We start from the raw sequence: 13,687 nt of genomic DNA, 5'->3' as shown, positions 1-13,687 counted from the left end.
AGTATTGTCTAGACGAAACTTAGATGGAAGAGCCTTTGCGGCAATGATTCTGGCGGGGGCTGAGACATTGTCTCAAAACGCATCGGCAGTCGATGCGCTGAACGTATTTCCTGTGCCTGACGGCGATACCGGAACAAACATGAATTTATCCATGTCATCAGGCGCGAGGGAAGTTGAGCACCTTGACTCTCCTGAAATCGGCAAAGTCGGCATCGCCTTGTCAAAAGGCCTGCTTATGGGAGCCAGAGGGAACTCAGGGGTGATCTTGTCCCAATTATTCAGAGGTTTCACAAAAAGCATTGAGAACAAAAAAGAAATAAACGCCAAAGAATTTGCCGCGGCTCTTCAAGCCGGAGTGGATATGGCATATAAAGCGGTGATGAAGCCGGTTGAAGGAACAATTTTAACGGTGGCGAAAGACGCGGCTAAAAAAGCGGTCGCCTCAGCCAAAGAAGAAACCGATATCATTGCGTTAATGGAGGCGGTCATTGAAGAAGCGGAAGCGTCACTGAACCGCACGCCGGACCTGCTCCCTGTTTTAAAGGACGTCGGTGTCGTTGACAGCGGCGGAAAAGGCCTGCTTTGTGTATATGAAGGCTTTTTAGCTTCATTAAAAGGAGAAACCGTTTCAAAAAAAGCGGTTCTGCCGGCGCTCGACGATATGGTGAATGCCGAGCATCATAAAAGCGCGCAGAGCATGCTGAGTACAGAAGATATTGAATTCGGATTTTGTACGGAAGTTATGGTAAGGCTGGACCAAGATAAACGAACGTTCAGTGAAGATACGTTCAGAAATGAGCTGAGCCGTTTCGGCGATTCATTGCTGGTCGTTGCCGATGATACGCTGGCAAAAGTCCATATTCATGCCGAGGAACCGGGAAACGTGCTCAATTTGGCACAGCGTTACGGTGATTTAATCAAAATCAAAATTGAAAACATGAGGGAACAGCATACCTCCATTCTCAGCCAAGAGGCCGGGGAGCAGAAGCCGGCAGGCGTCTCGAAGGCGGCGCGAACACCTTTTGGAATCGTGACTGTGGCCATGGGGGAAGGCATTTCTGAACTGTTTACAAGCATCGGCGCGTCACATGTCATTGAAGGCGGGCAGACGATGAACCCCAGCACTGAAGATATTGTTGAGGCCGTAAAGTCTGTAAACGCGGAAACGGTATTCATTCTTCCGAACAATTCGAATATTGTGATGGCAGCCAATCAAGCGGCGAGTGTTGCTGAGGAAAAGGTAATTGTCATTCCGGCCAAAACGGTGCCTCAAGGTATGGCTGCGCTGCTTGCGTTTAATCCCGAGCAGTCAGCTGGGGTGAATGAAGCCGGCATGCTTGAAGCGATACAGCATGTGAAAAGCGGCCAGGTGACCTACTCTGTCAGGGATACCCACATAGACGGCAAGGATATTAAAAAAGGTGATTTTATCGGAATTTTAAACAGCTCGATTATCGGCAGCGCCGGCGATCGGCTTTCTGCCGCAAAATTGCTGCTTGATGAAATGATTGGGGAAGAAGATGAAATCGTAACTATTTTGTATGGAGAGGACGCATCAGAAGAAGAAGCTGAGAAACTCGGCGATTATCTCACAAGCGTTTACGACGATATCGAGGTTGAAATCCATAACGGCAGACAGCCTCTGTACCCATATATATTTGCGGCGGAATAGAAGGGCTTTTTAGGCCCTTCTATTCTTATGCCGTTATTTACCTGCGCCAGTGCGGCAGCGCGCCGGCTTGCCAATTTATAAATGATCAATTAGTCTAAAGAAAAGCGCTGAAGAAGTGATGATAAGGAGGAACAAACAGCATGAAGTATAGGAGCGTTTTTGATATTATCGGTCCGGTTATGATCGGCCCATCCAGCTCACATACGGCAGGAGCCGCACGGATCGGCAGAGTGGCCAGAAGTTTATTCAGGCGGGAGCCCCGGCGTATCGTTGTATCCTTTTACGGATCGTTTGCGGAAACGTACAAGGGACATGGCACTGATGTCGCCATTATCGGCGGCCTGCTTGATTTTGATACATTTGATGAACGAATTAAAACAGCGATTCAAATCGCTGAAGAAAAGGGCATACATGTAGAGTTCCGCACTGAAGACGCCGTGCCCGTTCACCCGAACACGGCGCGCATCGTCATTTCGGATGATGAGGGAGAGCTTGCCCTTACCGGTATTTCAATCGGCGGAGGCAAAATAGAAATAACGGAATTAAACGGTTTTGACCTGCGTCTTTCAGGAAACCACCCGGCCATTTTAGTGGTTCATAATGATAAATTCGGCACCATTGCGGGGGTTGCCAATGTGCTTGCGAAATTCTCCATCAATGTCGGCCATATGGAAGTTGCCCGCAAAGACGTCGGCCAGCTTGCGCTGATGACGATTGAAGTCGATCAGAATATTGATGAAGAAGTGCTTGACGAACTTTCAACACTGCCGAATATTATTCAGGTTACTAAGATAGCTGACTAAAAAGTCAGGAGGAATATGACATGTTTCGTAATGTAAAAGAATTAATCGAAATCACAAAAGAAAAACAAATTCCGATTTCAGAAGTCATGATTACGCAAGAGATGGAAGTTACCCAAAAAACGAGAGAAGAAATCTTTCAAGGGATGGAGCGCAACCTTTCCGTCATGGAGGCCGCAGTCGAAAAAGGGCTGAATGGCGTTACAAGCCAAACCGGATTAACAGGCGGAGATGCGGTTAAACTTCAGGCGTACATTCAATCAGGAAAGAGCCTGTCAGGCAATCTTATTTTAGACGCCGTTTCAAAAGCTGTAGCGACAAATGAAGTCAATGCTGCGATGGGAACGATCTGTGCGACTCCGACTGCCGGTTCGGCGGGGGTTGTGCCGGGGACTTTATTTGCCGTAAAGCATAAGCTCAACCCGACGACAGAACAAATGATCCGTTTTCTTTTTACAGCCGGTGCTTTCGGCTTTGTCGTTGCGAATAATGCGAGTATTTCAGGGGCGGCCGGCGGCTGTCAGGCAGAAGTCGGGTCGGCTTCCGGGATGGCAGCGGCTGCAATTGTGGAAATGGCGGGCGGAACGCCTCAGCAATCAGCGGAAGCAATGGCGATTACGCTTAAAAATATGCTCGGCCTCGTGTGTGACCCGGTTGCAGGCTTGGTTGAAGTGCCTTGCGTCAAACGGAACGCAATGGGGGCATCCAACGCAATGATTGCGGCAGATATGGCGCTTGCCGGCATCACAAGCCGCATCCCTTGCGATGAGGTCATTGACGCGATGTACAAAATCGGACAAACAATGCCGACCGCACTTCGAGAAACGGGACAAGGCGGTTTAGCCGCGACACCGACGGGAAGAGAATTAGAGAAAAAAATATTCGGAGGAGCGCTAAAGTCAAGTGAAACAACATCAGCAAACTAGTATAGCGGATATTAAGGGCATTGGGCCGGAAACAGAAAAAACATTACATGAACTGGGTATATATGATATTTCTGATCTTCTGAATTATTTCCCTTACCGTTATGATGACTATGAGCTGAGGGATTTAGAAGAAGTAAAACATGAAGAGAGAGTCACCGTAGAAGGGAAGGTTCATTCAGAACCTTCTCTTACCTATTACGGCAAAAAACGAAACAGGCTCACATTCAGAGTGCTTGTCGGAAACTATTTAATCACGGCTGTTTGTTTTAACCGCCCGTACTTAAAAAAGAAGCTTTCACTCGGTTCTGTCGTCACGATATCCGGAAAATGGGACAAACACAGGCAGACCGTTTCGGTGCAGGAATTAAAAAACGGCCCGCACCAAGAAGACAAAAGCATTGAGCCGGTATATTCCGTTAAAGAAAACGTCACCGTTAAAATGATGAGGCGATTTATCAAGGAAGCGCTGCAGCATCATCTTGATGCGGCCGCTGACCCGCTTCCTGAGAAACTGAGAATCCGCTACAAACTGCTTGATTACCGCCGCGCCTTGCAGACGATGCACCAGCCGGAAACGAGAGAATCTTTACAGCAGGCAAGACGCCGATTTGTTTATGAAGAATTTTTAATATTCCAGCTGAAGATGCAGGCGTTCCGAAAGGCGGAAAGAGAACAGTCAGAAGGCATCAGCCATTCGTTTCCGGCCGAAAAGCTCACCGCCTTTGTCAGCAGCCTGCCCTTTTCGCTTACAGATGCCCAGACGCGTGTGCTGCGTGAAATTACGGCGGATATGACATCGCCTTACAGAATGAATCGTCTGCTGCAAGGCGATGTCGGATCAGGGAAAACAGCCGTCGCCGCTATCGCTTTATACGCCGCGATTCTCTCTGGATATCAAGGGGCTTTAATGGTGCCGACGGAAATCCTTGCTGAGCAGCATGCCGACTCCCTCGTATCTTTATTTGCGAACGAAGATGTCAACATTGCGCTTTTGACCAGCTCCGTAAAAGGAAAACGGCGCAGGGAGCTGCTGGAGCGCCTTGCCCTCGGAGAGATTGATATTCTTGTAGGCACTCACGCCTTAATTCAGGATGAAGTGGAATTTAAAGCTTTAAGCCTTGTCATTACGGACGAACAGCACAGGTTCGGAGTCGAGCAGCGCAAAAAGCTCAGAAGCAAAGGCCAGGACCCTGATGTGCTGTTTATGACCGCCACGCCGATTCCGAGGACCCTTGCCATTACCGTATTCGGAGAAATGGATGTATCCGTTATTGATGAAATGCCTGCCGGGCGGAAACAGATTGAAACCTATTGGGTCAAGCATGACATGCTGGAGCGGATTTTGGCTTTTATTGAAAAAGAGCTGAAGCAGGGAAGACAGGCATATATCATTTGCCCGCTCATTGAAGAATCGGACAAGCTTGATGTGCAGAATGCAATTGATGTGTACAACATGCTGTCTGACGTTTACCGCGGAAAATGGAATGTCGGCCTGATGCACGGCAAGCTCCATTCTGATGAAAAAGACCAGGTCATGAGAGATTTCAGCGCCAACCATTGTCAAATTCTTGTATCAACAACCGTGGTTGAAGTCGGAGTAAACGTGCCGAATGCGACCATCATGGTCATTTATGATGCTGACCGCTTCGGTTTATCACAGCTTCACCAGCTTCGCGGCCGGGTCGGCCGGGGGGAGCACCAGTCCTTTTGTATCTTAATGGCCGATCCGAAATCTGAAACCGGCAAAGAGCGGATGAGAATCATGTCGGAGACAAACGACGGCTTTGAGCTTTCAGAAAAAGACTTAGAACTGCGCGGGCCCGGCGACTTTTTCGGGAAGAAACAAAGCGGCATGCCTGAATTCAAAGTGGCTGATATGGTTCATGACTACAGAGCGCTGGAAACGGCCCGGCAGGATGCAGTGAATCTTGTATCCTCAGAGGCTTTCTGGAAAGATGACGAATACCGCGCACTGCGGGATCACTTAATCTCAAGCGGCGTCCTTGAAGGCGAGAAATTAAGCTGAGCCGGAAATTTTGGTTTTCTTCGTAAACAATCATTGCATTCCAATCTATGAAATTATATACTACTATTAGTACCTAGTCTTAATTGTCCGGATGGTGTTTAATGATGAGAAGAAATAAGAAAGAACGCCAAAAATTATTACAGCAGACGATCAAATCGACACCCTTCATCACAGATGAGGAATTATCGGGGAAATTCGGAGTAAGCATTCAGACGATCCGTTTGGACCGCTTAGAGCTCTCCATACCGGAGCTTAGAGAAAGAATTAAAAACGTGGCAGAACAAACACTTGAAGACGAAGTGAAGTCACTGCCGTTAGATGAAGTAATCGGTGAAATCATTGATCTGGAGCTTGACGGCCAGGCCATTTCTATATTTGAAGTAAGACGCGAGCATGTCTTCAGCCGCAATCAAATTGCGCGGGGGCATCATTTGTTTGCGCAGGCGAACTCACTCGCCGTTGCCGTAATTGATGATGAACTGGCGCTGACCGCAAGCGCGCATATCCGTTTTACAAGACAGGTAAAAGAGGGAGAACGCGTCGTTGCAAAAGCAAAGGTGACGGCAGTCGAAAAAGAAAAAGGCAGAACGGTAGTCGAAGTCAACAGCTATGTAGGAGAAGAAGTCGTTTTCTCGGGGGATTTTGACATGTACCGTTCAAAACATTCATAAAGGTGGAGCATGCATGAGAATAGCTGTAGATGCAATGGGAGGCGACAACGCACCCAAAGCTGTTATTGACGGAGTAATGAAGAGTATAGAGGCTTTTGACGATCTTCATATTACGCTTGTCGGTGACAAGACAACAATAGAATCACATTTGCCAACAACATCAGACCGCATCACCGTATTGCACGCCGACGAAGTGATTGAACCGACGGACGAACCGGTTCGCGCCGTACGCAGAAAGAAAAATTCTTCCATGGTGCTGATGGCGCAGGAAGTGGCAGAAAACAGAGCGGACGCCTGCATTTCGGCGGGGAATACGGGTGCGCTGATGACAGCGGGGCTGTTTATCGTCGGCAGAATTAAAGGAATTGACCGTCCGGCGCTCGCACCGACGCTTCCGACCGTATCAGGCGACGGGTTCCTTCTTCTTGATGTGGGAGCCAATGTCGATGCCAAACCAGAACATCTTGTTCAGTATGCGATAATGGGTTCTGTCTATGCCCGCCAGGTTCTCGGTATCCCCTCACCGCGGGTAGGCTTATTAAATGTCGGCACGGAAGAGAAGAAAGGAAACGAGCTGACGAAAAAGACCTTTGAATTATTAAAAGAAACAAACGTCAATTTCGTCGGAAATGTTGAAGCGAGAGATCTGTTAGAAGGCGCTGCCGACGTCATTGTCACAGACGGCTTTACGGGAAATGTCACGCTGAAAACATTGGAAGGTTCGGCTTTATCCATTTTCAAAATGCTGAAAGACACGCTTACATCAAGTTTCGCATCAAAGCTTGCAGCCGGGGTGCTGAAACCGAAACTGATGGAAATGAAGCTTAAAATGGATTATTCTGAGTACGGCGGAGCGAGTCTTTTCGGATTAAAAGCGCCTGTCATTAAAGCGCACGGCTCTTCTGACGCACGCGCCGTTTACCATGCAGTGCGCCAGGCGAGAGAAATGGTCAGCCAAAACGTAGCTGCATTTATTGAAGAAGAAGTAAAAGAAGAAAAAACAGATGAGTAGTCTGGAGGTTACCGCATCATGAGTAAGATTGCATTTTTATTTCCCGGACAGGGATCACAATTCATCGGTATGGGAAAAGACTTGTATGAACGGGAAGAAGCATCAAAGCGTATTTTTGATGAAGCGGACGAGACGCTTGAAACAAAGCTCAGCTCGCTGATTTTTGAAGGAGACGCCAGTGAATTAACTCTTACATATAACGCGCAGCCCGCGCTGTTAACAACAAGCATTGCCGTATTAGAAAAATTTAAAGAATCCGGCATCACGCCTGATTTTACAGCCGGACACAGCCTTGGCGAATATTCAGCGCTTGTTGCGGCTGGAGCGATATCATTTAAAGACGCCGTCTACACTGTCAGAAAACGCGGAGAATTTATGAACGAAGCAGTACCGGCCGGAGAAGGGGCGATGGCTGCGATTCTCGGCATGGACGCGGAAGCCTTGAAGAAGGTAACGGATCAAGTGACCGAAAAAGGCAACCTCGTGCAGCTTGCCAACCTGAACTGCCCCGGTCAGATCGTGATTTCGGGAACGGCAAAAGGCGTAGAGCTTGCATCAGAAGAAGCGAAAAACAACGGAGCGAAACGGGCTATTCCGTTGGAGGTAAGCGGTCCGTTCCACTCTGAATTAATGAAACCCGCCGCACAAAAGCTTGAAGAGGTGCTTGACGCCTGTGAATTAAAAGATGCCGCTGTTCCGGTCATTTCAAATGTTTCAGCAGATGTTATGACCGAAAAAGACGATATCAAGAAAAAACTGATCGAACAGCTTTATTCACCTGTACGCTTTGAAGAAACCGTCAATAAGCTGATTGACGAAGGCGTCACGACTTTTATTGAAATCGGGCCCGGAAAAGTGCTTTCAGGGCTTGTAAAAAAAGTAAACCGCCGCTTAAAAACAATTGCGGTTTCTGATCATGAGACGATTGAATTGGCGATTCAAACGCTGAAGGAGGAGAACCAGGATGCTTAATGAAAAAACGGCAGTCGTAACGGGAGCGTCACGCGGCATCGGACGGGCCATCGCGCTTGACCTTGCGAAAAACGGCGCAAATGTTGTGGTCAATTATTCAGGCAATGAAGCGAAAGCGAATGAAGTGGTGGATGAGATTAAATCATTGGGCCGAAACGCGATCGCGGTAAAAGCGGATGTATCAAATCCCGAAGAAGTACAAAACATGATGAAAGAAGCTATCGCGGCATTTTCGTCTATCGACATTCTCGTGAACAATGCGGGCATTACGAAAGATAATTTATTAATGAGAATGAAAGAAAATGAATGGGATGACGTCATTAACATTAACCTAAAGGGTGTATTCAACTGCACAAAAGCTGTGACAAGACAGATGATGAAGCAGCGTTCCGGCCGGATTATCAATGTATCATCCATCGTCGGCGTCAGCGGAAACCCCGGACAGGCCAACTATGTGGCGGCAAAAGCCGGCGTGATCGGCTTAACCAAATCATCAGCTAAAGAGCTTGCAAGCCGCAATATTACGGTAAATGCCATTGCGCCGGGCTTTATTTCCACAGATATGACGGACAAGCTTTCTAAAGAAGTCCAAGATGAAATGCTGAAGCAGATTCCGCTCGCGCGTTTCGGAGATCCCGGTGATGTCAGCAGCGTTGTGACGTTCCTGGCTTCTGAAGGAGCGCGTTATATGACGGGCCAGACCCTTCATATTGACGGCGGAATGGTGATGTAAAGATTTGTTTTTAAAATTTCGTCCTAGTTTCTCTAGTTTTTTAAAAACGAATCCACTATAATACTTTGAGGGGAGGTGAATTGCTATGGCAGATACATTAGAGCGTGTAACGAAGATCATCGTAGACCGCCTTGGCGTTGATGAAGCTGACGTCAAACTTGAAGCTTCTTTCAAGGAAGACTTAGGTGCTGATTCCCTAGATGTAGTTGAGCTTGTTATGGAACTTGAAGACGAGTTTGATATGGAGATTTCTGACGAAGATGCTGAAAAAATTGCAACAGTCGGCGACGCTGTGAACTACATACAAAACCAGCAATAAGCTGATGCTGAAAGTCCCGCCTAACCGCGGGGCTTTAGCCCTTTAATCGTGCGGTTATCAGCGTATGACGCTGTGCGCGCTGCCGATTCCGTTTATGGTGAGGAGCGCGGTGAACCTGATGTGCCTATGGAGGTTACTATGTCAAAACACTCACATTTTAAAGATAAAAAAAAGTTCTATAAAAAAATAGAGCAATTTAAAGAGTTTCAAGAACGGATTTCGGTTCATTTTCAAAACGAGAAACTTTTGTATCAAGCATTTACACATTCATCTTATGTGAATGAGCATCGGAAAAAGCCGTATGAAGATAACGAAAGGCTTGAATTTTTAGGTGACGCTGTTTTGGAACTGACGATCTCCCAATTCTTATTTGCCAAATATCCGGCCATGAGTGAAGGAGATTTGACGAAGCTGAGAGCCGCTATCGTATGCGAGCCGTCACTCGTTTCCCTTGCCCACGAATTGTCCTTCGGCGACCTCGTGCTGCTGGGAAAAGGAGAAGAGATGACGGGCGGCAGAAAGCGTCCGGCGCTTTTAGCGGATGTGTTTGAGGCGTTTATCGGCGCGTTGTACCTGGATCAGGGCCTTGAGCCGGTTCAGCAATTCCTAAAAGTTTATGTATTCCCTAAAATAAACGATGGTGCTTTTTCTCATGTGATGGATTTTAAAAGCCAGCTTCAAGAATTTGTACAGCGGGACGGAAAAGGGTCGCTTGAGTACAAAATACTCAATGAAAAAGGGCCTGCCCATAACCGGGAATTCGAAGCCATCGTCTCTCTTAAAGGCGAAGCGCTCGGTGTCGGCAACGGCCGCTCCAAAAAAGAAGCCGAGCAGCACGCAGCACAGGAAGCTCTTGCGAAATTGCAAAAACACCATACGAAACAATAAAATCCCCCTGTATCTCCTAGGGGGATTTCAGTATGTTTGCCGACTGATATAAGCGTGTGATTATGATAATATTGAAATACTTATACGATAAGGAGGATCTAAGATGTTCCTCAAACGTTTAGACGTTATAGGATTTAAATCATTTGCAGAACGGATCTCCGTTGACTTTGTGAAAGGCGTCACGGCCGTTGTCGGACCGAACGGAAGCGGAAAAAGCAACATTACGGAAGCGATCCGCTGGGTGCTGGGCGAACAATCGGCCCGTTCGCTTCGGGGCGGGAAAATGGAGGACATTATTTTTGCCGGAAGTGACTCGCGCAAACGGCTGAATCTTGCTGAAGTTACTTTGACGCTTGATAATGAAGATCACTTTCTGCCGATTGATTTTCACGAAGTCAGTGTGACGAGACGGGTGTACCGATCAGGAGAAAGTGAATTTCTCATTAACAACCAGCAGTGCCGCCTGAAGGATATCATCGATTTATTTATGGATTCCGGGCTCGGAAAAGAAGCGTTTTCCATTATCAGCCAAGGAAAAGTCGAAGAAATTCTCAGCAGCAAGGCAGAAGACCGCCGCAGTATTTTTGAAGAAGCGGCCGGAGTGCTGAAATATAAAACAAGAAAGAAAAAAGCAGAAAACAAGCTGTTTGAGACGCAGGATAACTTAAACAGGGTGGAAGATATTCTTCACGAACTTGAAGGCCAGGTCGAACCGCTTAAAATCCAGGCGTCTATCGCCAAAGATTATTTAGAGAAAAAGAAAGAGCTTGAGCACGTTGAAATTGCCCTCACTGCTTTTGATATCGAAGAGCTGCATGGCAAATGGACCGGCTTAAAAGAAAAAGTACAGACGGCAAAAGAAGAAGAGCTTGCGGAATCGTCCGCAATATCAGCCAAAGAAGCGCTGATTGAAGAGACGCGAGATAAAATTCACGCTCTTGACGAATCAGTAAACGAACTGCAGCAGGTTCTGCTTGTGACAAGTGAAGAGCTTGAGAAGCTCGAAGGCCGGAAAGAAGTGCTGAAAGAACGCAAAAAAAACGCCGCACAAAACCAAGAACAGCTTGAGGAAGCGGTTACGCACTATGAAAAAAAAGAAACCGAACTGAAGGCCGGCATTTCGAAGCAGTCGGCTGTCTATGACAAGCTGCGGGCAGAAGTAAAACAATTAAAAGCCCAGGTGAAAGAAAAGCAGCAGGCCCTCAGTCTGCACAACGAAAACGTAGAAGAGAAAATTGAACAATTAAAAAGCGATTACTTTGAGCTGTTAAACGGTCAGGCGGCGATTCGGAATGAGCTTCAGCTTTTGGATGACCAAATGTCCCAATCAGCCGTCCAGCAGGCAAGACTGACCGCAAATAACGAAAAATACATCCAAGAACGCAAAGACATTTCTGTCCGCAAAGCGGCGTGTGAGGATGAATTGGCCCGTATTGAACAAGATATTCACAATCAGGTCGGCACATACCGCGACGTACAGACGGCATATGAACAGAAAAAACGCCAATATGAAAAAAAAGAATCCGCGCTTTATCAGGCATATCAATTTGTCCAGCAGGCCAGATCTAAAAAGGATATGCTTGAAACGATGCAAGGCGACTTTTCAGGATTTTATCAAGGTGTAAAAGAAGTGCTGAAAGCGAAGGAGCAGCTCGGCGGAATCCGGGGCGCCGTTCTTGAACTGATCACCACCGAACAAAAATATGAAACGGCGATCGAAATCGCGCTCGGCGCAGCGGCGCAGCACGTTGTCACAGAAGATGAGCAGTCCGCGAGAAAAGCGATTCAATATTTAAAACAGAATTCTTTCGGCCGCGCGACGTTTCTGCCGCTTTCGGTGATCAAAAACCGCCAGCTGCAATCACGGGACGAGCAGGTGGCACAAGGGCATCCTTCTTTTCTCGGCACAGCAAGCGGGCTCGTCACATATGACCCGGCTTACCGAAACGTCATACAAAACCTTCTCGGCACGGTGCTGATTACCGAGAATTTAAAAGGCGCAAATGAACTGGCCAAGCTTCTCGGCCACCGCTACCGCATCGTCACGCTTGAGGGCGATGTCGTCAACCCCGGCGGGTCTATGACGGGCGGTGCGGTGAAAAAGAAAAACAATTCTTTGCTGGGCAGAAGCCGTGAGCTTGAAACAGTGACGGCGCGGCTTACCGAAATGGAAGAAAAAACGGCCGTGCTCGAAAAAGAAGTCAAAACTCTGAAACAAGCCATTCAGGAACTTGAGAATACACTCACCGGCTTGCGTGAAGACGGTGAAGCCTTCAGAAGCAAACAGCAGGATGTAAAAGGCCGGCTGTATGAACTTGAAGTCGCCGAAAAAAACATCAATACCCATTTGGAGCTTTATGATCAGGAGAAAGCGTCACTCACTGAAAACAGCCGGGAGAAACAGATGCGCAAGTCGGAATTGGAAAAGCAGCTCCAAGAAGCATCAACCCAGCTGAAAGAGCTTGAAGAGGAAATGGACAGGCTGACAAAGCAAAAGCAAACTCAATCCTCTACAAAAGAAACGCTCTCCCATGAGCTGACAGAATGTAAAGTAGCCGCAGCGAAAAAAGAACAGGCATGCACGAGCGAAGAGGAAAATCTCACAAGGCTGAAAAAAGAGCTTGAAGAAACACAGCTCGCCTTAAAAGAAACGAAAGAAGATTTAAGCTTCTTAACCTCAGAGATGACCTCAAGCACGAGCGGGGAAGAGCAGCTTGAAGAAGCGGCAAAGCATAAGCTGCACGATAAAACGAGAACGATTGAACTGATTGCGTTACGTCGCAACCAGCGTGTCAAACTCCAGCGGGCTCTTGATACGAACGAGCTTGAACTGAAAGAGATGAAACGCCTGTACAAGCAAAAAACAGCCATCCTGAAAGATGAAGAAGTAAAGCTGGGCCGGATGGAAGTAGAGCTCGATAATTTACTGCAATATTTACGGGAAGAATACAGCTTATCCTTTGAAGGGGCGAAAGAAAAGTATCACCTCGAAACAGAACCTGAAGAAGCAAGAAAACGGGTCAAACTGATCAAGCTGTCAATTGAAGAGCTTGGAACGGTCAATCTCGGAAGCATTGATGAATTTGAAAGAGTCAATGAGCGGTATGAGTTTTTAACAGAGCAAAAAAATGATCTGACAGAAGCGAAAAATACGTTGTTCCAAGTCATTGAAGAGATGGATTCCGAAATGACGAAGCGTTTTCATGAGACGTTTGTCCAAATCCGTTCTCACTTTAATGACGTGTTCCGTTCCTTATTCGGGGGAGGACGCGCCGAACTGAAGCTTACCGATCCGAATGACCTTCTCAACTCAGGTGTGGACATCATCGCGCAGCCTCCGGGGAAAAAACTGCAAAACTTAAATCTGTTGTCAGGCGGAGAACGGGCGCTTACAGCCATTGCCCTTTTGTTCTCCATTCTGAAGGTAAGGCCTGTGCCGTTTTGCGTTCTTGATGAAGTTGAAGCTGCGCTTGATGAAGCCAATGTCTTCAGGTTTGCGCAATACTTAAAGAAATACAGCGGCGACAGCCAGTTTATCGTCATCACCCACAGAAAAGGCACGATGGAAGAAGCGGATGTCCTCTACGGCGTCACCATGCAGGAATCCGGCGTCTCCAGGATGGTTTCAGTGAAACTGGAAGAAACAAAAGAATTCGTTCAGTAACGAG

General features: G+C 47.3%; 11 protein-coding genes. All 11 read left to right on the top strand.

The window, feature by feature from the left end:
• Positions 1–4 precede the first annotated feature (4 nt).
• The 11 genes from KY305_RS05610 (at position 5) to smc (ending at position 13,683) form a co-directional block, all read left to right on the top strand.
• Positions 5–1,672, top strand: a complete 1,668-nt coding sequence (locus KY305_RS05610; RefSeq protein ID WP_223061720.1) for a DAK2 domain-containing protein — start codon at positions 5–7, stop codon at positions 1,670–1,672.
• 140 nt (positions 1,673–1,812) lie between these two features.
• A complete protein-coding gene (sdaAB, locus tag KY305_RS05605; protein WP_214799380.1) occupies positions 1,813–2,475 on the top strand; it encodes an L-serine ammonia-lyase, iron-sulfur-dependent subunit beta in 663 nt (220 codons plus the stop codon).
• Positions 2,476–2,495: 20 nt separating this feature from the next.
• Positions 2,496–3,398 (top strand): L-serine ammonia-lyase, iron-sulfur-dependent, subunit alpha, encoded by a 903-nt coding sequence (gene sdaAA, locus KY305_RS05600; RefSeq protein WP_223061719.1) that lies wholly within the window; start codon positions 2,496–2,498, stop codon positions 3,396–3,398.
• Positions 3,376–5,424 carry an ATP-dependent DNA helicase RecG gene (gene recG, locus KY305_RS05595; protein ID WP_223061718.1) on the top strand — a complete coding sequence of 683 codons (2,049 nt, stop codon included), beginning with the start codon at positions 3,376–3,378 and terminating at the stop codon, positions 5,422–5,424. Before sdaAA ends, recG begins: the two co-directional genes overlap by 23 nt.
• A gap of 104 nt (positions 5,425–5,528) precedes the next feature.
• Positions 5,529–6,095 (top strand): transcription factor FapR, encoded by a 567-nt coding sequence (gene fapR / locus KY305_RS05590; RefSeq protein WP_223061877.1) that lies wholly within the window; start codon positions 5,529–5,531, stop codon positions 6,093–6,095.
• 13 nt (positions 6,096–6,108) lie between these two features.
• Positions 6,109–7,107: a phosphate acyltransferase PlsX gene (plsX, locus tag KY305_RS05585; RefSeq protein ID WP_214799375.1), complete on the top strand. Its 999-nt coding sequence runs from the start codon at positions 6,109–6,111 to the stop codon at positions 7,105–7,107.
• Positions 7,108–7,125: 18 nt separating this feature from the next.
• Positions 7,126–8,079, top strand: coding sequence for an ACP S-malonyltransferase (gene fabD / locus KY305_RS05580; RefSeq protein WP_214799372.1), 954 nt, complete (start codon positions 7,126–7,128; stop codon positions 8,077–8,079).
• Positions 8,072–8,812 (top strand): 3-oxoacyl-[acyl-carrier-protein] reductase, encoded by a 741-nt coding sequence (fabG, locus tag KY305_RS05575; RefSeq protein WP_223061717.1) that lies wholly within the window; start codon positions 8,072–8,074, stop codon positions 8,810–8,812. The genes fabD and fabG overlap by 8 nt, the downstream gene beginning before the upstream one ends.
• Positions 8,813–8,897: 85 nt before the next feature.
• On the top strand, positions 8,898–9,131 hold the full coding sequence (gene acpP, locus KY305_RS05570) for an acyl carrier protein (RefSeq protein WP_003154310.1): 234 nt from the start codon (positions 8,898–8,900) through the stop codon (positions 9,129–9,131).
• 138 nt (positions 9,132–9,269) lie between these two features.
• Complete coding sequence (gene rncS / locus KY305_RS05565) at positions 9,270–10,019, top strand: ribonuclease III (protein WP_223061716.1); 750 nt, start codon at positions 9,270–9,272, stop codon at positions 10,017–10,019.
• Positions 10,020–10,122: 103 nt separating this feature from the next.
• Positions 10,123–13,683 (top strand): chromosome segregation protein SMC, encoded by a 3,561-nt coding sequence (gene smc, locus KY305_RS05560; RefSeq protein ID WP_223061715.1) that lies wholly within the window; start codon positions 10,123–10,125, stop codon positions 13,681–13,683.
• The last annotated feature ends 4 nt before the right edge of the window (positions 13,684–13,687 follow it).

The organism is Bacillus sp. YC2, assembly GCF_019891195.1.
Taxonomy (GTDB): Bacteria; Bacillota; Bacilli; order Bacillales; family Bacillaceae; genus Bacillus.
This window is presented reverse-complemented; position numbering and strand designations above follow the sequence as displayed.